This window comes from Corynebacterium pseudopelargi, assembly GCF_003814005.1.
Lineage (GTDB): Bacteria > Actinomycetota > Actinomycetes > Mycobacteriales > Mycobacteriaceae > Corynebacterium > Corynebacterium pseudopelargi.
This window is the reverse complement of sequence record NZ_CP033898.1, coordinates 830,731-856,524: the sequence shown is the minus strand read 5'-3', so window position 1 is coordinate 856,524 and position 25,794 is coordinate 830,731. Positions and strand designations below refer to the sequence as shown.

Annotated in this window: 24 protein-coding genes; 11 read left to right on the top strand and 13 right to left on the bottom strand. The window is 56.9% G+C overall.

The window, feature by feature from the left end:
• Positions 1-134: 134 nt before the first annotated feature.
• Positions 135-641: a hypothetical protein gene (locus CPPEL_RS04075; RefSeq protein ID WP_123959939.1), complete on the bottom strand. Its 507-nt coding sequence runs from the start codon at positions 639-641 to the stop codon at positions 135-137.
• Positions 642-802: 161 nt separating this feature from the next.
• Entirely contained in the window at positions 803-1,462 is a 660-nt protein-coding gene (locus CPPEL_RS04070; RefSeq protein WP_123959938.1) for an Rv0361 family membrane protein, read from the bottom strand.
• Positions 1,463-1,543: 81 nt separating this feature from the next.
• On the opposite strand from CPPEL_RS04070, the gene CPPEL_RS04065 reads away from it, so the two are divergent.
• The 7 genes from CPPEL_RS04065 (at position 1,544) to CPPEL_RS11330 (ending at position 10,306) form a co-directional block, all read left to right on the top strand.
• Positions 1,544-2,284 carry a TetR family transcriptional regulator gene (locus tag CPPEL_RS04065; protein ID WP_245990504.1) on the top strand — a complete coding sequence of 247 codons (741 nt, stop codon included), beginning with the start codon at positions 1,544-1,546 and terminating at the stop codon, positions 2,282-2,284.
• Positions 2,281-4,461, top strand: coding sequence for a glycogen debranching protein GlgX (gene glgX, locus CPPEL_RS04060; RefSeq protein WP_123959937.1), 2,181 nt, complete (start codon positions 2,281-2,283; stop codon positions 4,459-4,461). Before CPPEL_RS04065 ends, glgX begins: the two co-directional genes overlap by 4 nt.
• 15 nt (positions 4,462-4,476) lie before the next feature.
• Positions 4,477-5,784 (top strand): 3'-5' exonuclease, encoded by a 1,308-nt coding sequence (locus tag CPPEL_RS04055; RefSeq protein WP_123959936.1) that lies wholly within the window; start codon positions 4,477-4,479, stop codon positions 5,782-5,784.
• A gap of 93 nt (positions 5,785-5,877) precedes the next feature.
• Positions 5,878-6,534 carry a hypothetical protein gene (locus tag CPPEL_RS04050; RefSeq protein WP_123959935.1) on the top strand — a complete coding sequence of 219 codons (657 nt, stop codon included), beginning with the start codon at positions 5,878-5,880 and terminating at the stop codon, positions 6,532-6,534.
• Between the two features lie 113 nt (positions 6,535-6,647).
• Entirely contained in the window at positions 6,648-9,026 is a 2,379-nt protein-coding gene (gene treY, locus CPPEL_RS04045) for a malto-oligosyltrehalose synthase (protein ID WP_123959934.1), read from the top strand.
• A 6-nt stretch (positions 9,027-9,032) separates the two neighbouring features.
• On the top strand, positions 9,033-10,082 hold the full coding sequence (locus tag CPPEL_RS04040; protein ID WP_123959933.1) for a GTP pyrophosphokinase: 1,050 nt from the start codon (positions 9,033-9,035) through the stop codon (positions 10,080-10,082).
• A gap of 101 nt (positions 10,083-10,183) precedes the next feature.
• Positions 10,184-10,306, top strand: a complete 123-nt coding sequence (locus tag CPPEL_RS11330) for a hypothetical protein (protein ID WP_281270513.1) — start codon at positions 10,184-10,186, stop codon at positions 10,304-10,306.
• Positions 10,307-10,316: 10 nt separating this feature from the next.
• On the opposite strand, the gene CPPEL_RS04035 is transcribed toward CPPEL_RS11330, so the two are convergent.
• The 3 genes from CPPEL_RS04035 to CPPEL_RS04025 all read right to left on the bottom strand — a co-directional run bounded on the left by CPPEL_RS04035 (position 10,317) and on the right by CPPEL_RS04025 (position 11,615).
• Positions 10,317-10,691 (bottom strand): RNA-binding S4 domain-containing protein, encoded by a 375-nt coding sequence (locus CPPEL_RS04035; protein WP_123959932.1) that lies wholly within the window; start codon positions 10,689-10,691, stop codon positions 10,317-10,319.
• Positions 10,688-10,921, bottom strand: a complete 234-nt coding sequence (locus CPPEL_RS04030) for a hypothetical protein (protein ID WP_123959931.1) — start codon at positions 10,919-10,921, stop codon at positions 10,688-10,690. The genes CPPEL_RS04035 and CPPEL_RS04030 overlap by 4 nt, the downstream gene beginning before the upstream one ends.
• Before the next feature lie 61 nt (positions 10,922-10,982).
• Positions 10,983-11,615, bottom strand: a complete 633-nt coding sequence (locus tag CPPEL_RS04025) for a YigZ family protein (protein WP_123959930.1) — start codon at positions 11,613-11,615, stop codon at positions 10,983-10,985.
• A 41-nt stretch (positions 11,616-11,656) separates the two neighbouring features.
• Here CPPEL_RS04025 and treZ point away from each other — a divergent pair, with 41 nt between their 5' ends.
• On the top strand, positions 11,657-13,336 hold the full coding sequence (gene treZ, locus CPPEL_RS04020; protein ID WP_123959929.1) for a malto-oligosyltrehalose trehalohydrolase: 1,680 nt from the start codon (positions 11,657-11,659) through the stop codon (positions 13,334-13,336).
• Here treZ and ilvA read toward each other — a convergent pair.
• Both ilvA and dnaE read right to left on the bottom strand, forming a co-directional pair.
• Positions 13,333-14,625, bottom strand: coding sequence for a threonine ammonia-lyase IlvA (ilvA, locus tag CPPEL_RS04015; protein WP_123959928.1), 1,293 nt, complete (start codon positions 14,623-14,625; stop codon positions 13,333-13,335). The two genes, treZ and ilvA, sit on opposite strands and share 4 nt — an antisense overlap.
• Before the next feature lie 71 nt (positions 14,626-14,696).
• Entirely contained in the window at positions 14,697-18,257 is a 3,561-nt protein-coding gene (gene dnaE, locus CPPEL_RS04010) for a DNA polymerase III subunit alpha (RefSeq protein WP_123959927.1), read from the bottom strand.
• A gap of 106 nt (positions 18,258-18,363) precedes the next feature.
• Between dnaE and rarD the strand changes: the two genes are divergently transcribed.
• Positions 18,364-19,224, top strand: a complete 861-nt coding sequence (gene rarD, locus CPPEL_RS04005) for an EamA family transporter RarD (protein ID WP_123961215.1) — start codon at positions 18,364-18,366, stop codon at positions 19,222-19,224.
• Here rarD and CPPEL_RS04000 read toward each other — a convergent pair.
• From CPPEL_RS04000 to lspA, 4 genes are all read right to left on the bottom strand, one after another.
• Positions 19,196-19,735 (bottom strand): hypothetical protein, encoded by a 540-nt coding sequence (locus CPPEL_RS04000; RefSeq protein WP_123959926.1) that lies wholly within the window; start codon positions 19,733-19,735, stop codon positions 19,196-19,198. The genes rarD and CPPEL_RS04000 overlap by 29 nt on opposite strands.
• A gap of 24 nt (positions 19,736-19,759) precedes the next feature.
• On the bottom strand, positions 19,760-19,969 hold the full coding sequence (locus CPPEL_RS03995; protein ID WP_123959925.1) for a YgaP family membrane protein: 210 nt from the start codon (positions 19,967-19,969) through the stop codon (positions 19,760-19,762).
• 101 nt (positions 19,970-20,070) lie between these two features.
• Positions 20,071-20,994 carry an RluA family pseudouridine synthase gene (locus tag CPPEL_RS03990; RefSeq protein WP_245990503.1) on the bottom strand — a complete coding sequence of 308 codons (924 nt, stop codon included), beginning with the start codon at positions 20,992-20,994 and terminating at the stop codon, positions 20,071-20,073.
• On the bottom strand, positions 20,987-21,496 hold the full coding sequence (gene lspA, locus CPPEL_RS03985; RefSeq protein WP_281270512.1) for a signal peptidase II: 510 nt from the start codon (positions 21,494-21,496) through the stop codon (positions 20,987-20,989). The genes CPPEL_RS03990 and lspA overlap by 8 nt, the downstream gene beginning before the upstream one ends.
• A gap of 84 nt (positions 21,497-21,580) precedes the next feature.
• Between lspA and CPPEL_RS03980 the strand changes: the two genes are divergently transcribed.
• Positions 21,581-22,612 carry a hypothetical protein gene (locus CPPEL_RS03980; protein WP_123959924.1) on the top strand — a complete coding sequence of 344 codons (1,032 nt, stop codon included), beginning with the start codon at positions 21,581-21,583 and terminating at the stop codon, positions 22,610-22,612.
• A gap of 79 nt (positions 22,613-22,691) precedes the next feature.
• Here the strand turns inward: CPPEL_RS03980 and CPPEL_RS03975 are convergent, their stop codons facing one another.
• A complete protein-coding gene (locus CPPEL_RS03975) occupies positions 22,692-23,342 on the bottom strand; it encodes a WKL family lipoprotein (RefSeq protein ID WP_123959923.1) in 651 nt (216 codons plus the stop codon).
• Positions 23,343-23,497: 155 nt separating this feature from the next.
• Here CPPEL_RS03975 and CPPEL_RS03970 point away from each other — a divergent pair, with 155 nt between their 5' ends.
• The gene (locus tag CPPEL_RS03970) at positions 23,498-24,439 is read left to right on the top strand and encodes an asparaginase (protein ID WP_123959922.1); all 942 of its coding nucleotides are present in this window, start codon (positions 23,498-23,500) and stop codon (positions 24,437-24,439) included.
• On the opposite strand, the gene CPPEL_RS03965 is transcribed toward CPPEL_RS03970, so the two are convergent.
• A complete protein-coding gene (locus CPPEL_RS03965) occupies positions 24,436-25,776 on the bottom strand; it encodes a DNA polymerase IV (protein WP_123959921.1) in 1,341 nt (446 codons plus the stop codon). The two genes, CPPEL_RS03970 and CPPEL_RS03965, sit on opposite strands and share 4 nt — an antisense overlap.
• Between the last annotated feature and the right edge of the window lie 18 nt (positions 25,777-25,794).

Here is a 25,794-nt window from a genome sequence, read left to right as displayed (position 1 = left end):
TAATTGAAATTCTGTCTGGCCTTGTTCCTGTCTCACGTTCGAGCAGGCGAACATAAGACAATGCACGCAAATTATAGCGCCGTTGGGCTTTCTTTCTAATTTTTTACACGTTTACGCAAAAATTGCGTAGCTATTTAGGCCAGCAGTTCCTCAGCCGGGTCATCTTCAGCGCGAAGCAGCAGTGCAATAAACATCAGCACCGAACCAACCCAGGGGGCGATTAATACGCCCACACCCAGGCGCAGTGGCGGAACAAATCGAAGGCTCTCGCCTACCTGTGTTCCTCGAACCATGAAGTGCAAAAGCACATCGCTGCTCCAGGCAAAACTTGCGCTTGCCACCAACAAGGTGAGCACCAGCCAGCACATCACCCCAACACGGGGAGGAAATTTCCGCAGCACCAGCCAGGTGACGATCCCTGCAAGTACAGCAGTAATGGCGATAAAGCTCATCCAGGAGCCGAATTGCACATTTTGTCCGGGCACATCAAGCTCGATGGCACCATCGCTTTGCAGGGTGCCGGTATAGGCCGGGCGCAGCGGAGTCCATGCCAGCCCAGCCAGCACATACACCAGCACGATCAGGGCGAAGGCACCCGCGTAGGCGCCAAACGTCGGAGAAATCAACCTTCGTGTCGCCATAGCGTGGTTCCCTTCTTTGTGCTCTTAGCTTTTCGACGCCCAAACGTACCCCACCAACAAACCATCACCATAAACCAAACCCCCGCGAACACCACTGGTGCTCACAGGGGCCGTTGTGCAATGTGCAGGCGGGTGCATAAGCACCCATGGCCAACCTCGTGTTAGTTACAGAAGGTCCACTTGCCGTCTTCGCGGTGGAAACGCATGGTTCGCTTGGATTGCTCACCTTTGGATACGGCAACAACGGTGGCAGAGGCCTCATCGCCATTGACCATCACATCGGATACCGATTCGGTGTGAGGGTTGCCGGCTGCAAATTGCGGATCCTCTTTAATCGGGGTGTTGGGCAGTTGGGAAAGATCATAGGCATCGGGATCGCTTTGGTCCTTCACACGGCTACAGGTGTGGTTGGGAACGTAGCTTAAGTAATCGCGGAAGCCCACTTGCTCGTCTTGGCCACGCACCAGCGCTTCGATGGCGGCGCGGTCTTCTTCGCTGGCCGGTTGCCCGCCTTCTACGGGTTCGAAATCGGCAAATTCTGGTGCCTCAACAGATTCGGGGCGCTGCACGGTCGCAGGTGGCTCGTCCAGTGCCTCGGCACCCACAGTCGGCCCTTCGGTGGGGCCCTGTTCCTCTTCAGAAGCTTCTTCACTTGGCTCGGAGGATTCCTTCGTAGGCGTGGCGGTGGAGGTGGAAGTCTTCGTGGTGGTCACGCTCGAGGTGGCCTGCTCGGCTTCTTCTTCGGATCCGCAGGCAGCCAACGCCAGTGCGGCGATCATCGGCACGGCTACAAGGGCTTTGATGTTCAACTGCTGAGTCATGCGCACGTTGTTGCATCTTCTTTCGTCGTGTTGTTTTGTGCCAATCACTACTGCGCTTTTTGGTCACCATTCACAAAAGTGATGGCAACCGCTGCGTCTTTTTATAAGCAGCAAGCTCATTGGCATCCTGTGGCCTATATCGGCGCTGTGCCCGCAAAGATTACCACCACGGCCACTTCGAGCCTGTTGCATTGGCAGAAGCCCCACGAGGCGTTATCGCTGTTGGCTAATGTAGACGGTGTGCAATTAAGCAAGGCCTCAATTATTTCCATGAGCATCGAAATCCTCGATAGCTACGGGCTCGCCGATATGACGATGCGGCGAGTCTCTTCGCAATTGGGCGTGGCTCCTGGCGCCTTGTACTGGCATTTCAAAAACAAGCAGGCGCTGATCGACGCCACCGCTCGCCACCTCCTCGCCCAGTGGAGTGCGACCTCGTTTCACTCTTTGGAATCAGCTTGTGTGGAGCTGCGCCGGGCCATGCTGGCGCATCGCGATGGTGCTGAATTGATTAGTGCTGCTGTAAGCGATGCTGATTTACGTCAAGACATCGAACAGGTCCTCGCCCAGGCCATCGGTGGTTCTCAGGCAGCGTTGGGTGCAAGTACGGCCTTGCACTTTGTGCTCGGTTCCACGGTGATTGCGCAGGCAGAACACCAAGCGGCGCAGGCTACGGCTGGCCAAAGTGTTCATTCCACTGATGGAAAAGCTGGCGAACCTGGCGCAGCAGCACCGGATGTTTGCGAGGCTGATTCGCTTCACTTCCTTCAAGGTGTGCACTTGATTGATTCCGGACTACGCGCGCTAGAGTCTGATGCATGACTGACTCAGCACCGGCACGCCAGATTTGGCCCGGCGACGCATACCCTTTGGGATCCACCTATGACGGCGCTGGCACGAACTTTGCAATCTTTTCCAATGTTGCAGACAAAGTGGAGCTGTGCCTGATCGACGAAGATGACCAGGAAGAACGCATCGAATTGCGTGAGGTTGATGCCCATGTGTGGCACTGCTACCTTCCCGGCGTTACCCCAGGGCAGCGCTATGGCTACCGCGTGCACGGCCCTTATGATCCAGATGCGGGCAAGCGCTGCGATGCCACCAAGTTGCTGGTTGATCCCTACGCCAGGGCGTTTGATGGCGAGTTCGATGGCCATCCCTCACTGTTTAGCTACGACATCCACCACCCGGATGATCCCCACGGCAGAAATACCGAAGATAGCCTGCCGCACACCATGAAGTCCGTGGTGGTCAACCCCTTCTTTGACTGGGGTGCTGATCGCGCGCCAAAGATCCCTTTTAATGAGACGGTCATTTACGAAGCCCACGTCAAGGGCATGACCATGACGCACCCGGATGTTCCCGAGGAACTCCGCGGCACCTACGCCGGCCTTGCGCACCCGGCGATCATTGCGTACCTCAAAGATCTCGGCATCACCGCGATTGAGCTTTTGCCGGTGCACCAATTCCTCCAGGATGATCGCCTGCGCGATCTTGGTCTGCGCAATTACTGGGGCTATAACACCTTCGGCTTTTTCGCACCGCACCAGGATTATTCGGCATCGCGCCATCCTGGTGGCGCGGTCAGCGAATTCAAGGGCATGGTGCGAAGCTTCCACGAGGCAGGCATCGAAGTCATTTTGGACGTGGTGTACAACCACACCGCCGAGGGCAACCACTTAGGGCCGACCATCGCGTTTCGCGGCATCGATAACGAGGCCTACTACCGGCTTGTCGACGGCGACCGTGCGCACTATATGGACTACACCGGCACCGGTAACTCCCTGAATGTTCGAGACCCCCACCCATTGCAGATGATCATGGATTCGCTGCGCTACTGGGTTACCGAGATGCATGTGGATGGATTCCGTTTCGATCTTGCATCCACGCTGGCTCGTGAATTACATGACGTCGACAGGCTTGCAACATTCTTCGATCTTGTACAGCAAGACCCGGTGGTATCGCAGGTGAAGTTGATCGCCGAACCCTGGGATGTGGGCGAGGGCGGCTACCAGGTTGGCAACTTCCCTCCCTTGTGGACGGAATGGAATGGCAAGTACCGCGACACGGTTCGTGATTTCTGGCGCGGCGAGCCCGCTACCTTAGGAGAATTCGCCTCGCGCATCACCGGATCCTCCGACCTTTATGCCAATAACGGCCGCAGGCCTACTGCCAGCATCAACTTCGTCACCGCTCACGATGGCTTTACCCTTAATGACCTGGTCAGTTATAACGAAAAGCACAACGAGGCCAATGGTGAAGGCAACCGCGACGGCGAAAGCCACAACCGCTCGTGGAACTGCGGTGTGGAAGGCCCCACAGACGATGAGACGGTGTTGAAGCTGCGCCAGCGCCAGCACCGCAATTTCCTCACCACCTTGATGCTCAGCCTTGGCACCCCGATGCTGGCTCACGGCGATGAGATGGGCAGAACCCAAGGTGGCAATAACAATGTCTACTGCCAAGACAATGAGCTCAGTTGGATCGATTGGGATTTGGCCACCGAAAACGAAGAGCTGGTGGAATTTACCAAACGCCTCATCCGAATCCGCCAGAATCACCCGGTATTTCGTCGTCGCCGCTTCCTCGCCGGTGGCCCGCTTGGCTCTGAGGTGCGCGACCGCGACATCGCCTGGCTGACCCCCGCCGGACGTTTGATGACTCAAGACGATTGGGGCTTCGCCTTTGGCAAATCCCTCATGGTCTACCTCAACGGCCAAGGCATCACCGAAACCGATATGCGAGGCCAAAGGCTTGTCGACGACTCCTTCATCCTCATGTTCAACGCCTACCACGAGCCGATCGAGTTCACCTTGCCCGGCGAGCAATACGGTGCGTCCTGGAAGATGATCGTTGATACCGACCAAGACACAGGGCACCCGGAAGAAGCGCTGATCATTCAATCAGGTGGCACCATCGAGCTTCCCGCTCGCACCTCAATGTTGTTGCGTATGGTCGAGCCAGAGCAAAAGAAACCCACCGACGAATACAGCTTGTAGCCTGAAGGAACCCCAATGCCCGCTGCTGAATTCCAAGCCCACGGATGCCATGTGCAACTCAATGGCCAACAGTTAAGGCTGCGCTACTCGGTGCTTCAGCGCGCCCTCGGAGCCAGCGACCAGCACCTTTTGCTCAACGATGCCCAAGCCATCAACCAAACAGCACAGCCAACTGCCACCACCATGGGCGAACTCAGCATCGCTGACGTGCGCATCCCCTTTGCCCCCGGCGCCCAAAAAGAACAGCAGCGATGCCTAAGCGCGCTGCAGGCCGCCGCCAAAGGTGAGCTCGCACCCATCGTGGTAGTGCCAGGGCTTGATTTCCTTGCAGTGGATGTAGAAACCGCCAACGCCGATTGGGGCTCAATCTGCCAGATCGGGGTATGCCAAGTTCGCGACGGAGCCGTTGTTGCTCAAGACGCCTGGCTGTGCAAGCCACCTGCCAAGCTCGGCAACTTCGAAGAAGCCAATATCGCCATCCACGGCATCACCGCTGAAGATGTAGCAGATGCCCCAGATTTTTCCGAGGCCATGCACAAGCTGGAATCGTGGATGGATGGCTCACCACTGCTGGCGCACAATGCGCAATTCGACATGACAGCACTGCGTCGGGCCTGCATTGCCGCAGACATTGAGGTGCCAGCTATTGATTTTGGCTGCTCCTTAGCCCTTGCTCGCGCGGCAAAGCTCGACGTGATCAATCACCGCCTGCCCACGGTGGCCAAGGCCTTAGATGTGATGTTGCAACGCCACCATGATGCAGGTGCTGATGCCGAGGCCTGCGCCGGCATCGTGATCGCCCTGGCCCAACGTAAGGACATCGAAGGCGATTTGGGCAGCGTGATGCACGGGTTTGGTTTCCAACTTGGCCACCTTGATGCATCCAAGGTCTATCCGGTGCTGCGTGATCGAAACGTCGATGCCAATGACGACGTAGAAATCGCAGCGCTAACACCAGAGCAATCTCAAAAACCCAAGAAGCCTCGCCAACCCTGGGCCAAGGTGGCAACGCCCGATGAGATCCCAGAGGCAAATACCGAGGCAGATCCAGCCGGCAACCTCTTTGGCCAAACGGTGGTGCTTTCTGGTGATTTCGAGCCCTATTCCAAGGGCCAGCTTTGGTCTGCGATGGCGCAACAGGGCGCCCATGTGGCAAAGAACGTGACAAAGAAGACCACCATCTTGGTCTCAGGGCCTTGGGAGGGCAAAACTTCTAAGCTCAAGCGCGCCGAGGAGCTTCAGGCACAAGGCCAAAAGCTTGAGATTTGGTCCAAAGAAGAACTCGTCACGCAGCTTGGTTTAGAAGAAGACCCCCCGTTTTAAAAATTGTTGGGAACCGATCGGCCCCGAAATGCGTCAAAGAGCTATAGAAGGTTTTTCTACAGCGAGCTCATTTGGCCGAGGGGTTGAGGGTACATGCAGCAAAGCATCACGGTTCCACCAAACAAAGAACACTCCACACACCACATCACTACGCAGCAGGAGCGCCTCCTCGCCCACGCGGAGGCGTTTCAATCAGGCATCGTGTTGCGTTTGGCACCGAATACCGGGGTGCATCGCAACACCGCTGAGGGCCGGCTTCGCAGCACCAAGCGAGCACCGGATCGTGCTGCTGCCGTGGCTCGCCTTCGGCTCAATGATCACCACAGTGCCGAATTCGTGCACATGCACGCCCCACATATCCCTTTGAAAGTTCGTACCTTCCAAGCGCTGGGCTTAAGCCTTACGCAAGCCTTTGAGCTTGCCGCCGATAATGCCATCGCGCGGGCGAGCACCCCCTCGGGTTTGGCGCTTCGTGCGCGCCCATCGGCGTTGCTCACCGGCCAACCCAGCGCGGGAATGCAAATGGATACGCCAGGTTCTTTGCCATCGGGTTGGTTGGCACACCCCCACCTCCACGGCATTATCCACCGGCACTTTAGCAACGTCTTTGGCGCAGCCCCGGTCTTTTTCGCACCGGATCACCGCACGGTGCTGCTCAGCCCCACTGCCTGCCCACTGCTTGAACATTGGATTAGCCAACGCTTTGGCAAAGTTCAGCCCATTCGCTTCCCCACCTTGGTATCGGCCTAACACTTTCACATTCATCGAACTTCTAAATCCGAAGCTGTTGAGAATCAAAGACGCCGCCCACACGCGAGTGAAGGTGCGCCCACATCCCCTGCTTCTGCCCTAGGGTTAAGAGGGTGAATATCACCGCAACGTACCGCTTGCAGCTTCGAGGCCCCAATGCTGACCCCAATGGGCGCGCTTTCGGTTTTTCCGAAGCCGAAGATATTTTGGAGTACTTGCACGATTTGGGTGTAAGCCACATCTACCTTTCTCCCATTTTGCAATCACGCGAAGGCTCCGCCCATTCCTATGACGTGGTAGACCCCACGGTGATCAACCCAGAGCTTGGGGGCATCGATGGTTTTCGCAGCCTTGCAAAACGCGCGAAGAGTTTCGGCATGGGGGTGGTTATCGATATCGTGCCCAATCACGTAGGCATTGCCGAACCCATTCAAAATGCCTGGTGGTGGGATGTGCTCAAGCATGGTCAAGGCTCTGCCTATGCGCATTATTTTGATATTGATTTCAGGCAAGACAATGGTGCACACGGCCGCATTGCCCTACCGGTCCTGGGTGCCGAAGGCGATGAAGCAGCCCTGGAATTCGACGTGGTTGATGGCCAGGAGGTGCTTCGCTACTACGAGCACCTCTTTCCCATTGCTCCGGGAACCAAACAGAACACGCCGCTGGAAACCTATCATCGCCAGCACTATGCGCTGCTCGACTGGCGCACTGGCGTGATCAACTATCGCCGGTTCTTCTCCGTCAATGATCTTGCAGGCATCCGCCAAGAAGATCCAGAGGTGTTTGAACACTCCCACGCCATGATCCAGCAGTTGATCGAAGAAGACCTCATCGACGGTGTTCGCGTCGATCACCCCGATGGCCTGGCCGATCCTTTTGCCTACCTGCAGCGGCTGCGCACCTTAATTGGTGATCGTTGGCTGGTGATTGAAAAGATCCTGGGTGTAGAAGAGCCCCTCGATCCTCGTTTGGCAGTCGACGGCACCACTGGTTATGACGCACTCAGGGAATTTGATGGCGTGTTCGTACACCGCAGCGCCGAAGATGCGCTGAGCATGTTGGCCTTAGAGCAATCAGGTTCTACATGGAATGCGACGGCCATTGCCGCAACGGAGCACCTGCTTAAAGCAGAGGTGGCCGAAGGTGAACTCGACGCGGAGATTCGCAGGCTGCTTCGTGCGATCCGTGCGGATAATTTCTCCACCGGTGGCCATAGCGTGAGCGAGGAACTGTTGCGCGAAACAGTCATTGAGCTGATCGCAGAGATGCCGGTGTATCGCGCCGATTATCTTTCTTTATCGCGTTTAACGGCCACTGCCATTGCCGATCACGCCCACCGCTTCCCCACCCGCAGGGCTGCACTTGATGTTTTTGCCGCAGCGATGCTCGCCGAAGGTGAAGCGGCCACGCGTTTTGCACAGGTATGCGGTGCGGTGATGGCCAAGGGCGTAGAAGATACAACCTTTTATCGTGCGTGCCGCTTGGTGGCGCTCCAGGAAGTCGGCGGCGCGCCCGGCCGCTTTGGGGTTTCGGCCGCGGAGTTTCATATGTTGCAACAAGAACGCGCCAAACTCTGGCCCAGGGCCATGACCACCCTTTCTACCCACGACACCAAGCGCAGCGAGGACGTGCGCGCCCGCATCATCGCGCTCACCTTAGATCCTGCGGCTTTTGTGGAGCTTTGCCACAAGGTCCAGCAGCTCGTGCCCGCCCCTGATGGTGGCACTGGGCATTTCTTATTCCAGAATATTTTGGGTGTGTGGCCAGCAGGTGGCGAGCTCACTGATGCGTTGCGCTCCAGGGTGCAAGAATACGGGCTCAAGGCCGTGCGCGAGGCCGGGGTGCACACAAGCTGGACGCAGCCAAACGAGCAATTCGAACGTGCAGTAAGTGATTGGATCGATGCGCTGCTTTCTGGGCCGGCTACTGGTTTGATTAGTGCGTTCGTCGAAAAGCTTGAACAAGCAGCCCTTCCAATTTCTTTGGGTAGAAAGCTCTTGCAGCTCACCGCCCCGGGCATTCCCGATGTGTATCAGGGCACCGAGCTTTTCGACGACTCCCTCGTCGACCCCGATAACCGACGCTTTGTCGATTACACCCGCAGGAAGCAATTGCTTGCAGCACCGATGGATCTCGAGCATCCAGATGCAGCGAAATTGCAGCTCACTCACGCAGCCCTGGCGCTTCGAGCCAGAATGCCCGAATGCTTTATAGGTGGCTCCTACCAGGCCGTATTTGCCCAAGGGCCTGCGGAATCGAAGTGCATTGGTTTTGCCCGCGGCGACGCCAACGGTGTGCTTCAGGTGATCTCTTTTGCGGTGCGCAAACCCGCGCGGTGGCAGTGCGCCGATGAGTGGGAACAGACCACCGTAAAGCTACCCGCCGGCACGTGGCGCGATGAGCTCAGCGGCAAAACCTACACCGCAACGGTGGCATGCGAGGACCTTTTTGCTACATTGCCTTGTTGTTTATTGGTCAAAGAAAGGTAGGAACCTGTGGGGTCAAAGCGCATCACGCAATTAAGCCAAAAGCTTCGTGCGTTTAACCAGGATCACCCCGAAGCCGCTGAGGAGTTCGTGGAGGCGTTTGAAGATGTGCTTGCTGATGCCGGCTTAACCTATGATCGCGTTTCTGCCCGAGTAAAAAAGTGGAACTCTTTAAAGGCCAAGGCCAATAAAAAATCAGAAGGCAAGTGGATCTATCCCGATCCTTGGCAAGATGTGCACGATATTATCGGCGTGCGCATCACCACCTTGCACTCCACGGAAATTCCCCACGTCATTGATGCTATCGACGACGTGTTTAGCGTTGTTCGCTCGGTGGATAAAACCGCACAGACCAGAATCTCGGGCGGCTTTGGGTACGGCTCGCATCACTTGATTCTGAAGGTTGATGAACGGGTAGATAGCCTGCGCGATTACATCGGCCAACAATTCGAGGTGCAGATCCGCACCGTGCTGCAGCATGCGTGGGCGGAATTCGAACACGATATTCGCTATAAGCGCGCCACGGATCTTGACCCCCAAATCGATCGCGCCTTCACCTTAACCGCAGGGCTGATCGAACTTGCCGACCAACAATTCGACCAAATCGCCGCCATCCGAGAACCCGACACCACCTCCAGCAAAGACGTGGCGTTTTCGGCAGAAACGCTACCCGGCATCATCGCGATGATCCTGGGCAACACCGTGCCACCATCGCGCAGCGAGCACTATCAGTGGCTCGAAGAACTCCTGCACGCCCACGACATCACCACCGCCTCACAATTGCGGCAATTATTGGCTCCGCAGCGCATTGCCTTGGTTCGTGACGGCCTTGATTATCGCTTCCAGCCTGGGCAAATTCGGCTTATCGACGACCTCCTGTTACTCAGCTTCGGCGAAACGCATATTGAAAAAACCGGCAGCAGCGGAGCCCACCCCAAACAGCGCGTGCCTCGTTTGCGCAGGCGCCTAGAAGCCTTGAACAAAGCACGGCAGGCCGATCCCGCTGCGCTTGTAGAACACAAACCTGAGCGCGAGGGCTCCAAGCTAAAAAAGCTCTAAGGTGAAAGCTCTAGCGTCGAGGCGGCTGAGGCGCTAAGGTGGCGGACAACATTTTATTGGCCCGTAATCCACATGGGCCTTGATCAGAAGGAGACTGACTCATGCAGGTTATTTTCGAGCTCTTCCCCCAGCTTGCCGACGCCATCCACGTGTGGGGTCTAGCCATCGCCGATGCCTTCCGCCAATTCGGCATCGACTTCCCTCCGGCTTGGATTAACCTCTAAGAGCAACCTGCTACCTGGGGCGCCTGCCGAGCAAACGATCAGTCTCGCGGCGCTCCTTTTTTGTTGGCCTGCCCGCACCTCGATCACGCTTCGGCATCGAGGCGATAATCTCCTTCGGCGGTGGCGGAGGAGAATGGTCGATATAGCACTCGCGGGCTACCGCAGCCCCGACGCGCTTGCGAATCAGTTGGGTGACCTCAACACGCTTTTCGTGGTGATTCAGCCACACTCGCACATGATCGCCCACCACAACCTGCTGTGAGGGTTTTACCGCAGCACCATTGAGCTTGACGTGCCCTGCTTTGCAGGCCTCGGCGGCTTGGGAACGCGTTTTAGCCAAACGCACCGCCCACACCCAGGCATCGATCCGAACAGCACCACTCATGCGTGCGGGTCTCGGTAGTTCGTAATCGACCGAACCTTTGCTATTCCATAACCACCGAGCGCCACGATCAGCACTAATCCAAGCAGCATCAGTGAGGATTGCCCCACCAGCAACCCGATCAGCGCTAGGCCACCGCCACCAACAACTCCTACTGCGGCAGTCTTGGAGTATTTGCGCACATCAACTTTGCGCTGTTCGATGCTATTGCTTGGGCGTCGTTGCATAGTCATAGGCATCATTCTAACCTGCCGCTATCTGCTCAACCCGGCGCCCCAAGTGGCCCACAGGTTGCTAGCTGGGCGTCTCCACCCAGGTATGCCCGGCATTTTTCAGCGTTGCTGCCCCGGAGGTCAGCTCGGCTACCAAAGCCTCAAGTGTGGCCACACCCTCTGCTTCTACACCAAGGGTGAGCGTGACCTTTTGGGCGTAGTCGCTATCGAGCACTTGCACGCCTGCTGCCCTCAGGCGAGCTTCAACCGGGCCGGCCTGGGCGTGGGTTAATTCCACGTTGTAGAGGTCTACTTTTTTGCGCACCACAGTGCGCAGGTGCTCCAGCCCTAGGCTTACTGCCTCCGAATAGGCGTGCACTAGGCCACCGGCTCCTAGTTTGATGCCTCCGAAGTAGCGCACCACAACCGCCACAATGTCTTCTACCCCGCTGCCGCGGAGCACATCGAGCATGGGTTGGCCGGCGGTGCCAGATGGTTCCCCGTCATCTGATGAACGCTCGATGGGGGTAAAACCTTCTTGGTGGCAGATAAAGGCACTGCAGTGGTGTCGCGCATCTGGGTATTGCGACTTGATTGCTGTGATGAAGTCGCGGGCTGCTTCTTCTGTATCGGCCCGTTGAATAAAGGTGAGAAACTTTGAGCGCTTGATTTCGAGCTCGGCGGTGCAGATTTCTTCAGCGGGGCGCAGGTACATGCTTTCGCAGTGTATCTTTTGTGCTTTTACACTGGTGCATTATGACCCTGCCAGCATCTACTCGCCCTGATCAGCCCACCACTGTGTGGGCGCCTTTTGCAGCCGATGTGTTGTTGTGCTGTGAAGGCACAGAAATTCCCATGGCTACCTACCCCAATGGGTGGTTCGCTTGCGATGTCCACCTTGAGCCCTCGCAGCGCTACGGTTTTCGTCTTCGCAGCCCTGGGGCCGAAGACTTCGGGCCGGTGCTGCCCGATCCTCGAAGCCAACGCCAGCCTGATGGTGTGCATGGCTTAAGCCAGAAGATTGCTCCGGTGGTTTGGGATGATGAGCACTGGCACGGCAGGCCTTTGGCCGATGAGGTGATATATGAGCTGCACGTTGGCACGTTTAGCCCCGAGGGAACCTTCTTTGGTGTGCAAAAGCGCCTGGACTATTTCTTAGACCTCGGTGTAACAGCCATCGAGTTGATGCCGGTGCAGCCTTTTGGTGGGGCTCGCAACTGGGGCTACGACGGCGTTGATTGGTTCGCGGTGCACGAGGCCTATGGCGGCCCCGATGGGTTGCGTTCGCTGGTTCAGGCCTGCCATGAACGTGGTATCAGCGTGATTTTGGATGTGGTGTTTAATCACTTCGGCCCTGATGGCAATTATCTTCCGGCCTTTGGCCCCTACCTCAGCACCGCTACTACTGGCTGGGGCGAGGCAGTGAATTTTTCTGGTCCTCATTCCGATGAGGTGCGCTTGTATTGTTTGGATGCTGCGCGCCAGTGGCTCGAAGATTTCCACATTGATGGCCTGCGGCTCGACGCGGTGCACGCCTATGATGATCGCGGTGCTTTTTCCATCATGGAGCAGTTACAGGCCGTGGCTTCGGAGGTTGAAGCAGCTACCGGCAAGCACAAGTACTTGATTGCTGAAAGTGATCTCAACGATCCGCGGCTGATTGCGCCTTCTGGCTATGGCCTTGCAGGCCAGTGGGTTGACGATATCCATCACTGCATTCACACCCTGGTCTCGGGTGAGGATCAGGCCTATTATTCCGATTACGCCAAAGCAGGTATCGAAGGCCTCAAGCACACGCTGGAGGGGATGTATTTTTTCCAAGGCAGCTTTTCGACGTTCCGCGCACGCACCCACGGCCGCAAACTCACTGCCGATATTCGCCCCCAAGCCGGAGTCACCTACACCACCACGCACGATCAAACCGGCAACCGCGCTTTAGGCGATCGTCCCTCTCAAAACCTGACCCCGCAGCAATTAAGGCTGAAAGCAGCCTTGGTGTTGCTCAGCCCTTATGTTCCCATGTTGTTTATGGGCGAAGAGTTCGCAGCTACTAGCCCCTTCCCCTTCTTTTGTTCACACGAATCCCCCGAGCTTAACCAAGCGACCTCTCAGGGGCGCCTAGAAGAATTTGCCCAGCACGGCTGGAAATCCGATGCAGTGCCCGACCCAGCCGATCCAGCCACTTTTGCTTCAGCCAAGCTCGATTGGAACTTCGACCAAGACCAGCAAGCCATGCTTGCTACCTATAGGCAGCTCATCGCTTTGCGGAAAAAGCACCAATTAGGGCAGGTCAATTTTGGTGAGTTTGAGGTCAGCACGGCTGGGCAGGTGCTCACGCTTTCCTATGAGCACCTGCGCCTGCATGCCAATTGCTCCAACGATTACGATCACCGCCATGAGCTAGGCCCATGGGAGTATCGCATCGAGGAGGATTAGAGCGAGACTAAGTAGGAGTACTCGGCAGTACCTGGCTCTAGGCGACGGCACTCGATGCGCGAGGCATCCATGCGCTGAATCAAGCCATCAAGGTCCGTTGCCCTGCCAAGTTGCAGGCCCACCAAGGCCGTTCCTGTTTCGCGGTTGTTGCGCTTGAGGTACTCGAAGAGCGTGATGTCGTCATCCGGGCCCAAAATATCGTTGAGGAAGGTACGCAACTGGCCAGGCTCTTGGGGGAAATTGACCAAGAAGTAGTGCTTGAGGCCGCGGTGTACGAGGGAACGCTCCATCACTTCGCCATATCGAAGCACATCGTTATTGCCACCGGAGATAATGCACACCACCACCTGATCTGGTTTGAGGTTGAGCTCTTTGAGGCCGGTGACAGAAAGTGCGCCCGCAGGCTCAGCGATGATGCCCTCATTTTGATACAGGTCGAGCATCTCGGTGCACACTGCACCCTCGCTTACGGTGAGGTTATGCAGGCGTCCCTTGTTCTTTTCGATGATGGCGAAGTTGATATCTCCGATTCGCTTCACGGCAGCGCCATCAACAAAGGGATCAACCGTGGCCAATGCCACCGGCTCATCTGCTTCTAATGCTGCCTGCAAGGAGGGGGCGCCTTCTGGCTCAACGCCAACCACGGAGGTACGCGGAGCCATATCTGCCAAGTAGCTCAAAATACCCGAGATCAGGCCACCGCCTCCTACTGGCACCACCATGGAATCAAGGGATTTGCCCATGCTGGTCAGTTGCGCCAACACCTCGGCTGCGACTGTGCCCTGGCCGATGATGGTGTTGCGATCATTAAAAGGCTCAATGATGGTGGCGCCGGTGGCTTTAGCATCATCGTGTGCTGCGGCTGAGGCCTCGTCGAAGTTTGCGCCCACCACAACGAGTTCTACATTGTTGCCTCCGTGGACCATGATGCGATCGCGCTTTTGTTTTGGCGTGGCTGCAGGCACATAGATGCGCCCTTGAATTCCCATGGTGCGGCAGGCAAAGGCGACACCCTGGGCATGGTTGCCGGCAGAAGCCGTGACGATCCCACGCTCACGCTGCTCGGGGGTGAGCTGGGAAATGGCATTGACTGCGCCGCGGATTTTATAAGAGCGCACGTCTTGGAGATCTTCGCGCTTGAGGTACACCTCTGCCCCCGTGAGCTCGGATAGGCGAGCACAATACTGCAGCGGTGTGGGCGCAATCGACGCCGAAATTCGTGCCTGCGCCATTTGGATATCGGCGGCATGAACATTTGCGTCCGGAATCGACTGTGCATTTTCACTCATGGCCTACAGAGTTTAGCCCACTGCCTTCACCTTGCGGTGTGTGCAGTGGGCTAAGTCGATCCCTGTTCCACTTAGCCCAAGATGCCAGGGCCCATAGTGGCTTTGAGATCTCCCATGAGGCTTCCAGAGCGCTCCACTCGCAGGTGCTCGCCAAGGATCATCAGCCGGGATTCTTCTCCGTGCACGATATTGAGGTACACATCCGATTCGCCCTTGTTATTGGCAAGCACTGCTTTGAGCTTGGCAATGTTTTCCAAAGAGCACTGGTCGGTGCGCATGGTCAATCGAAGCGGCAACCCAGCGCCGCCACCGGGGCCAAGTTCGGCTGCTTTGAGGTCATCGCCAAACAGTGAGGTGCGGTCGTCTTTGACCGAGATATGTGCTTTGGCAACGATGATGTTGTCTTCAACAATCTGCGGCGCAACGATGCCATAGAGACGGCTAAACACCAGCAGCTCCACCTGCGCGCCGTTGTAATCTTCGATCGTCACAATCGCCCAGGGCGAGCCATCTTTTTTGCTTACTCGACGATCAACACCGGCAATAATTCCGCCAATCACCACCTCGGTGCCGTGGCGTAATTCGCCTTCAGAGATGGTGGTCAGTGGCGTATCGGTCTGGGCATCGAGGGCGTCTTGGAAGCCATCAAGCGGGTGGCCGGAGACGTACAGGCCGAGCATTTCCCTTTCCAGGGCCAGCTCGTGTTTTCTATCCCAATGCTGATCCGGCACTTGCACGGCAAAGACATTCGGGGCTTCTTCATCACCGGCGCCAAGGCCTGCAAAGAGATCGAATTGGCCCTTATCGGCTGCTTTTTTGGTAGCAAGCACCGAATCCACCGCGTCTTCGTGGATGAGCATGAGCCCCTTGCGGGGATGCTCCAATGAGTCGAAGGCGCCAGCTTTGATCAACGACTCGATCACACGCTTAGAGCAGGCCACCGTGGGCACTTTGTCTAAGTAATCAGAGAAGTCTGTGAAGTTGCCTTGCTCTTCGCGGGCTTCAACGATGGCCTCAACCACGTCGGCACCGACGTTTCGCACCGCACCCAAACCGAAGCGGATTCGCTCTCCTACCGGCATGAAGTTCAGACCGGATTCATTCACATCGGGTGAAAGCACTGAGATGCCAAGGTGGCGACAATCAGCCAGGTACAGTGCCGACTTATTCTTCTTATCTGCAACAGAGGTCAGCAAAGCTGCCATGTATTCAGCCGTGTAATTGGCTTTAAGATACGCCGTCCAATAAGACACCAGACCATAACCGGCAGCGTGCGACTTATTAAAGGCATAAGAGGCGAAGGGCTCGATGGTGCCCCACAGTGCGTCTACTGCTGCTTTAGAAAAGCCATTGTCGAACATGCCTTGAGAGAACTTCTCGTACTCTTTGGCCAGCACTTCTGGCTTTTTCTTACCCATCGCTTTACGGAAGCCATCGGCTTCACCAGCGGTGTAATTGGCCAGCTTGCGAGAGATCTCCATGATCTGCTCCTGATACACGATCAGACCATAGGTTTCTTCCAGGATGTCTTTGAGTGCCTCTTCAAGCTCCGGGTGAATCGGCTCGATGGGCTTACGTCCGTTTTTGCGGTCGGCGTAATCATTGTGCGCATTCACGCCCATAGGTCCTGGGCGATACAGCGCCAAAGAAGCCACAATGTCATTAAAGCCCGTCGGCTGCATGCGCTTAAGCAGCTCTTGCATACCGCCAGAGTCGAGCTGGAACACGCCTAGGGTATGGCCGCCGGAAAGCAGCTCGTAGACCTTCGGATCATCGGTTTCGAGTGCTTCGAGGTCGATCTCCTCACCGCGGTTGACCTTGATATTTTCAAGCGCATCACCGATCACGGTGAGGTTGCGCAGGCCCAGGAAGTCCATCTTGAGCAAGCCAATGGCCTCGCAGGCAGGATATGGCCAGCCCGTAATCAATGCGCCATCGGCGGGGCGCTTCCACATGGGAATGTGATTTAGCAGCGGCACGCTAGCCATAATCACCGCGCAGGCGTGCACACCGGGTTGGCGAATCACGCCTTCAAAGCCAACAGCCGTTTCGTAGATCTTTTGTACGTCCGGGTCTGTTTCGATGAGTTTTCGTACCTCACCGGCCTCGGCATAGCGCGGGTGATTGGGATCTTTGATGCCCGTGAGCGGAATGTCCTTGGCCATGATCGCCGGAGGCAATTCCTTGGTAATCATATCGGCAATCTGGTAGCCGGCCTGGCCATATTGCACGCGGGCGGAGTCTTTCAGCGCCTGCTTCGTTTTCACCGTACCGAAGGTGATCACCTGGGCGATCTTGTCTTCACCCCAGCGATCCGAGGCATAGCGAATCATCTCACCGCGACGGCGATCGTCGAAGTCGATATCGATATCGGGTGCAGACGGACGCTCCGGGTTCAAGAATCGCTCGAACAGCAAGCCATGCTCGATGGGGTCAATATTGGTAATCGTCAGCGCATAGGCCACCAAGGCGCCAGCCGCAGAGCCACGGCCTGGTCCCACACGGATACCAATGGATCGCGCGTGCTTAATCAGCTCGGCCACGATCAGGAAGTAGGAGGGGTAGCCCTTCATGTCGATCACTTCGATCTCATAATCGGCGCGATCGATATATTCCTTCGGTATCTCGCCGCCGTCGAAACGCTCCTTGAGCCCCTCGATGACCTCATGACGCAGCCAACTGGTGGGAGTGTGACCTTCTGGCACATCGGCGATTGGCATGCGGTCGTGTGGGTGTGCCTCCCAGATCTCGCCATAATCTTGTACTCGCTCTGCGATCCACAAGGTGTTATCGCAGCCATCGGGTACGGTGTCGTCCCAAATCTCGCGCATCTGCTGCGCCGACTTGATGTAGTAGCCGGTGCCATCGAACTTAAAACGGTCTGGGTCGCTGAGCGTTTTGCCTGTTTGCACGCACAACATCGCCTCGTGTGCTTTGGCCTGGGATTCCAGCACATAGTGGCAGTCATTGGTCACAAGCGGCGGTAGATCCAGCTTGCGCCCAATTTCTAGCAGCTCGGTGCGCACGCGGCGCTCAATATCGAGCCCGTGATCCATGAGCTCTAGAAAGTAATTGTCTTTGCCATAGATGTCTTGCCACATCGCTGCAGCCTCAAGTGCGGCATCAAATTGCCCCAGGCGAAGACGGGTCTGCACATCACCTGAAGGGCATCCGGTGGTGGCGATGATGCCGGTGGCGTGCTCGGCGATCAGCTCTGCGTCCATACGCGGCCACTTACCAAGCTGGCCTTCATAAGAGGCCATGGAGGAAAGATAGAAGAGGTTATGCAGGCCCTCGGCGTTTTCGGCAAGCATGGTTTGGTGCAGGTAGGCACCGGAGGCGGAAACGTCATCGCTTTTCTGGTGCATTTCGCCCCAGCGGATGCGGTTTTTATTAAAGCGCGATTCTGGGGCCAAATAGGCCTCAATACCGATAATCGGCTTCACGCCCGCATCGCACATGGCGTGATAAAAGGCATCGGTGCCGAACATGTTGCCGTGGTCAGTCATGCCCACCGCTGGCATCTGCTGGCGCGAGACTTCCTCGGCCAACATATCCACCTTCGCCATACCGTCGAGCATGGAGTACTCGGTGTGGTTGTGCAGATGTACAAAGGAGGATTGTTTCGCCATGATTAAGCAGTGTACTGGTCTTAGCAACTCCTCCACTTTGCCCTGCACAGAGGCTATTTTTCACCCTTTGTATTGCTAGGCCATGCCCACGGGTAGGTTAAGTGCCGTGTTCTTTGGCATCTTCGCGTACCTGCTGTGGGGGTTATTTCCTGCCTATTTCCCCTTGCTTGAGCCTGCCGCGCCGCTAGAAATCATTGCCCACCGCATTATCTGGACGCTGGTGTTTATGGCCGGCGTACTCAGTGTGTCTGGGCGCTGGCATGAATTGTTTCGGGCATCCAGGCAGACCTGGCTGCGCCTGACGGCGTCGGGGTTTTTAATTGCAATCAATTGGCTGGTGTACGTCATTGCCGTGAATTCCGGCCATGTGGCAGACGCAGCGCTGGGCTACTTTATTAACCCCTTGGTAAGCGTGCTGCTCGGCGTGGTGTTCTTGCACGAGCGGCTTCGTCCCTTGCAAACCTTAAGCGTGAGCATCGCAGCGGCCGCGGTGCTACTGTTAACCATCGTCGGTGGCCAGCCACCCATCATGGGCTTATTACTCGCGTTTTCTTTTGGGTTGTATGGCTTAGTAAAAAAGGGAGTCAGCGTCTCACCCCAGGCCTCGGTTGCGGCTGAAACGATGGTGACGGCACCGTTTGCTCTTGGCTATGTGGCTTGGCTTCATGCCGCAGATAACAGCAGCTTTGCTCAAGAAGGCTTGAGCTATTCGTTGCTGTTGATTTCAACCGGTGTAGTCACCGCAGTGCCGTTGTTGTTATTTGGTGCTGCAGCCAAGCGGATTCCTTTGGCCACCATTGGCATGCTCCAGTACATCACTCCCACCATGCAAATGTTGTGGGCAGTATTTGTCATGCATGAGCACCTCAGCACCGTGCGCTGGATTGGTTTTGTGGTGATCTGGGTGTCGGTGGCGCTGTATCTGTTGGATTTAGGTTTTAGGCAGCGGGGGCGCGCACGAGCGTGATGCCAAAATGGCCCCAAGCGGCATCTTCTGGCAAGGCTTCCACGGCAGCGATGTGGGGCTCGGCTTCAAGATGGCGCAGTGTGTCTAGATCTTCTCGTACTACTGCTGCCTGCAGTGGTGCATCATCGGCAGCGACAAAGGATTGATAGCGCCGGATTACATCGGCACGCCCTTCGGGCGCTACTGGTTCGGGTAGCACCAAAGGCGCACTGGAATCCAGCAATACGGCATTGACTCGCGTTATCGTTTCAAGGCTGTGCCCAGCGCTTTCTGGGCTTAAAGGTTGTGCGAAGGTCACTAATGCAAAGCGTTGGCCTTGGCCTTCTAGGCTTTCATGTGCACGTTGTTGGTATTGCTGGAAGGTTTCTTCTTCCTGTTTTCCGAGCACATCGCCATTGTGGAGGGTGGTGTGATGGCCTGGTTGGTTGCTCGATAGCACTACAAGCAAGATGACTAAGGCAGCCAGGCTGCCAATGGCAATACTTAAGCGAGCGCGGTCAGTGGTGTCCACGCTCGCTTATTTTAATTGCTGGTGTTATTTGCGCTTACAGGTGTTGATGCCAAAGAGGGTGTATGCGGGGCAGAATCCCGAGAATGCCGTTGCGCCGAGCACCACGGTGAGGATGGCGAGCACGACGCCGAGGACGGTTTTATCGCCATTAAAGGCAGCAAATGCGCCGATGGCAGCCAGTACGGCTGCGGCGCCACGGATCGCACGATCCGTGTTGTTTTCGTTTCGCTTCATAGTTTCTAAGCATAAAAAGTGCTACCTGCGCCCACATAGGGTTTGGCCTGTGATCCGTGACTCAGCCAACGCGGGTGCTGGCAGTGTGCAAGCCAGGAGTATTAGCCGGCACGCAGCACGTCGAGTGCATGCTGTAGATCATCGGGGTACGGGGATTCGATTTCCATCCAACGCCCGTCGGCTGGGTGGTGAAAGCCCAAACTCACCGCGTGCAGCCACTGGCGATCCAGGCCGAGGCGTTGCGCTAATTTCGCATCCGAGCCATACATGGGGTCGCCACAGCAAGGGTGGTGCAAAGCAGAGGTATGGACGCGGATCTGGTGGGTCCGCCCAGTTTCGAGGTGGATCTTTAAAAGCGAGGCCTCGGCGAAAGCCTCGATCGTTTCATAGTGGGTCACGGCATGTTTGCCGTCGCTGGTAACAGCGAAGCGCCACCCTGCGGAGGGGTGTCGGCCAATGGGGGCTTCAATAGTGCCTTGGAGTGGATCCATGTGGCCTTGCACCAGTGCGTGATAGGTCTTGGATACGGTGCGTTGCTTAAAGGCGCGCTTGAGCACCGAGTAGCCGCGCTCGCTTGCTGCCACCACCATCACCCCGGAGGTGCCAACGTCGAGGCGTTGGACAATTCCTTTGCGCTCTGGCGGCCCGGAGGTAGAGATGCGGAAACCCGCTGCGGCGAGACCACCGATCACAGTGGGGCCTTCCCAGCCCAAGGTGGGGTGCGCTGCCACGCCCACAGGCTTATTCACTGCGATCAGGTCCTCATCGGAGTAGAGAATATCCATGCCCTCGATGAGTTCTTCTTTGGGCTCAAGATCGGGCACTTCTGGCAATGTGACTTCAAGCCATGCCCCTTCGTGGAGGCGATCAGATTTCGCCACAGCGGAGGCGTCGACAAGCACATCGCCTGCTTGGGCAAGTTCCGCGGCGGCGGTGCGAGAGATGCCGAAGAGTTTGGAAATCGCTTGATCTACCCGCATGCCCGCAAGCCCTTCGGGGACGAAGAGTTGACGATGATCACGCACGGGAATCACCGGCTTTTGCCTGGCGGTCTTGCAGCAGCATGCCAATGACGAACACCACTACCCCGCAGGTGATCGCCGAATCCGCGAGATTAAATACTGCAAAATTGCCCACGGAGATGAAATCCACCACGTGGCCTACGAAGAAGCCGGGCGCGCGAAAGAGCCTATCGATGACATTGCCAAGCGCCCCACCGGCCATCAACGCAAGCCCGACTGCAGACCAGCGATCTTGCACGCGGTGGCCTAAAAGCAGCACTGCGATAACGAAGCCGAGCTGGATCGTGGTGAAAATCCAGGTGGCGCCTTCACCAAATGAGAACGCCGCACCGGAATTAAAAAGCAGCCTAAACCGGAACCAATCTCCGATGAGGTAGTGCACCTGGCCATCTTGGAGGTGGTGCAACATGATTTCTTTGACCACTTGGTCGATCAATGCCACTACAGCGATGATCGGGATCATCAACCAGCGATTCTTGCTCGTACTCCTTACATTTCGCGTCACGGCCTTTATCTTTGCAAATTCGGAGCACAAAGTGCCAACTGAACTGCCCTCATCAGGTTGATCGGGTGCGGTAACGTGCTTGGGGTGGACCGAACAACACCGCTTTTAGCTTCGCTTTCTAAGCCGATTTCTAAGTCGATTTCCAAGTCGCTTTCTAAGCCGCTTTCCAGCAACGACGGCGGCCATCGCCATGCCTTCAAGCCGCAGCGCTCAAGGCGGCGGGCGTTTTTGGCACTCGCCCTGTGTGGCGCTTTGAGCCTTGCAGCGTGCAGTGATGAAACCGGTGATGATGCCAAGGTGGAAGAGGCTGTCGGCGTGACCGTCGAGGCGCCGAAGGTGGAGGTGCTTGATCAGGGTGCGCAGCCTGCTCGTGTGTTGCGCTATGAGGATGCCGATGCGCAGCAGTCTGTGAATTTGGCTATCGCCAGTGGTTTTGGCCAGCAGGCAAGTGATCAGGCGCAGGTTGATAGCCAAGCCCCTGCATCGGTTGAAACGACGTCCTTGAAAGCCCAGGCCGAGGCGCAGGTAAACAGTGATGAGGGTTCGCGTTCTATTACGCTTCGCCTGCATAATCCGCGCATTGATGATTTGGAGTTGGGCGAGGATGTGGCTTCCAGCGATGGTTTTCAGGCCGGTTGGTTTGCCGATGCCAGCGGGAAGATCAGCTCGGTCAATTTCGCAGCCCCTGTGGATGCCACTGATCGTGGACGTGGCGTGACTGAGGAATATATGCGCACCTTGGTCGCTAATCAGGTGGTGTTCCCCGATGAGGCTTTGGGTGTTGGCGGGCGCTGGAGCGTGGAGTCTTTGGTCTCGCTTGGCACTAATATGCTCCAAACCACCACTTATACAATCCGCGCGCTTGATGATGCTTCCGTGGATCTCGATGCCACCATTGAGCGCCGCCCGGCCGAGGGCGCCATCGAGGACGGCGATGTGCAGTTGAAGGTGTTGAGTTCTAAATCAACGAGCACCGCCAAGCTGCATATCGATTTGCGCGAGCCTCTCCCCCAGACCGGTGAGCTCAGCGCGATTACCCGCGTGGTCTATGGCCAGGACGATTCCCCGGCCCGGGTGCTGCAGGACTTCGGCGCGGCAGTTCGCTATAGCCAATAGCAGCTAGCTTTTCGACGCCAACGCGGCGCACCCCAACAGTGTTCAAAGGGGTGCGCCGCGGTTTTTTCTGCGACTTAGCTTATTGAGCTTCCGGTGCCGGAGCCTCTGGCGCCGGTGCTTCGGGTGCAGGTGCATCGGCAGGAGGTGCCTCTGGTGCAGGCGCATCAGCAGCCGGCGCCTCAGGTGCCGGTGCTTCGCCCTCAACAGGAGCCGGCGGTGCTGGCTCGTCGATGCACATGGGCGGTACTTGATCTGCAGGCACGGAGTTCTTAAGCAAGGTACAAGCCCAGTCTTGGCTGAGCTTCCAACGGCCATCTTCGAAGATGAACTCGACATTGTCGGCCGTCTGGGGTTCCTGCTCGGGGATATTGACGTTCACGGTTGCCAATACCGAGTTCGGTGCATAGCCGGGAAGGACCGGATCAACCACGATGAACTCGGCGCCGGATTCTTGCTTCGAGCGAGTCAGCACCTCAAACAGGGCCGGGTCCACATTGCTGCCCTGGACGGTTTGTTGCTTTTCTTCAATAGGAGCGTTGGGGTCGGTGGCCACTGCAACGATCGCATTGAGGTCAGCGGCGGTGGGCATTTCTGCCTGAGCGGCCGCCTTGGAGCTCGAAGTAGAAGAGCTGCTGGACTCTGCTTCCTTATCGTCGTCATTCGAGCAGGCCGCCATGGTCAAGGCCATGCTCAAGGCTGCGGTTGCTGCCAGCGTTTTGGAAAGCTTCACGAGTTCTCCTTCGTGTTGGGGCATCGAGTTAGCAGCTAGCAAGCTGCCACATCGATGCGGGCTTCTCGGGCAAATGGTAGCGCGTTCCTATGAAAAACTCGATAAAGCCCAACCCGTTGGCCACACGCAATCTGCTTATATGGCAAGCTCAAAGCATGAATGATTCGAAAGAACCATTGCCCAAAGTTATTGTGATCACCACCGGTGGCACCATCGCTTGTACCGCCGATGAACGCGGCGCACTCATTCCCACCGTCAGTGGCCAAGCATTGGTTGAGCCAGTAGCGCAACGATTTGCCGGCAACCTCGAGCTTGAGGTGCGCGAATTAAATCGCCTGGATTCTTCTTCCATGAACTTTGGCGATATCGACGAAATTCTTCAAGCAAGCCATGATGCTTTAGAAGAAGACAACGTGATCGGTGTCGTGATCACCCACGGCACTGATTCCATGGAAGAAACAGCCATCGCGCTCGATACCTTCCACAACGATCCTCGCCCCATCGTGCTGACCGGGGCACAAAAGCCTTTCAACCATCCTCAAAGCGATGGTCCCGGCAATCTTTTCGAGGCCGTGATGGTGGCCTCTGATGCTTCGGCCAAAGACATCGGCGTTTTGGTCGTATTTGGCCACGCGGTACTACCTGCCCGAGGGTGTGTGAAGTGGCATGCTCAAGATGAACTCGCCTTTGCCACCAATGGGCCAGAAGAGCCTCGACGCGCCGATCCGGTAGCCCCACAGCACCTCAAGGGCATCAATGTGCCCATCATTAGCGCCTACCCCGGCGCCGATGGGCATCTGGTGCACGCCGCCATCGAACACGGCGCGCAGGGCTTAGTTATCGAGGCCATGGGCTCCGGCAATGTTGGTACCGAGATGGCCAAGGCCTTAGATGCTGCCCTTGAAGCCGATATCCCCGTCGTGATCAGCACGCGTGTGCCTCGCGGCGAGGTTGCAGGCACCTATGGCGGTGCCGGGGGTGGTTCGACCCTGGCGCACAAAGGCGCGATTGGTTCTACCTACTTCCGTGCCGGCCAGGCTCGGGTGTTGCTTGCCATCGCCATCGCATCTGGTGTGCATCCGGCGACGTTGTTCTAAGCCAAGCTATCGAGAGGATCACCTGGCTGCAGGGCTGGGTCTGAGGCATCGAAGGTTTTCACCCGCCCCACCCCTGTGCTGCGGGTTTCAAAACGCACGGTGAGCTTGCCTAGCCCAATGCCTTGAATCCAGCCGTGCCCAAATTCTGGATGCACCACATCCTGGGTGGCCTTCCAGCCCTGTTCCTGTTGTTCGAGCACTACTTCGATCGGGGCGTGGTGATCGCGCACCCCTGCCTCATAATCAACATCGCGTTCGGTACTTACTACCTGGTCTAGCTCTGGAAATAACACATCTTGGCGGGCTTGATCAAGCCCTGAGAACCCCACCCCTACGAGCCGAATCGGCCCGACGTCATCGGGATAGCGCAGCAGCTTTTTTGCCATCGCCTTGAGCGTATCTAGGTTATCGGTGGCGTAATCCAAGGTGGCAGAACGCGATTCGGTATGAAAATCGGCCATTTTCAATTTGACGGTGATGGTTCTGGCCCCGCGGCCGTCGTGAAGCAAACGACGATGCGCATCATTGGCTGCGCGCTCCAAGGCCGCATCCACCTCTGGGATGCTCGTGAGGTCTTTCGGGTAGGTGTGCTCCGCGGAGATTTGCTTGGCAATTTTGCGCACCTCAACCGGACGATCATCGTGGCCTCGCGCCATCATCCACAACGCCCTGCCCACCGTCGCGCCAAGGGAAATGTCGACCTCTCGCTGCGTCATCGCGGCTAGATCGCCAATCGTTTCAATACCGAGCTGCCCGAGCTTTTGCCTGGTTACAGGCCCTACACCCCAGAGCTTGCCTACCGGAAGCGGGTGGATCACGCTTGCGAGGGATTCCTGGGGAATTAGCGCTACCCCATCGGGCTTGGCTAGACCTGAGCCAATTTTTGCGATTTGTTTGCCAGGGCCACACCCCACCGATGCAGTAAGCCCGGTGCGCTTACGCACCGCCGCGCGCATCTGTTCTACCCAGGTGCGCACCTGTTCTGGTTCGAGGTCTTGGATCGCTTCGGGCTCTAGAAAGGCTTCGTCGATGGATACTTGCTCAACCACGCCGCCGAATTCCGCAAACACTTCAAAGGCTTTCCTTGAAAGGTGCTTATATAACGCAGCGCGCGGGGCAACGGTCACGCCTCGGTAGCCAACCAGCGTGCGAGCCTGGTACATGGGCATGGCTGAATGAGCTCCAAGCACCCTTGCTTCATAGGAGCAGCCGGCAACCACGCCTCGGCCACTCACGCCGCCAACAAGGACGGGGCGGCCGCGCAACGTGGGGCGCGTGAGTTGCTCACAGGAGGCGTAGAACGCGTCCATATCGATGTGCAAAACCCAGCGTCGCATAGCTCTTGTAGGCTACCG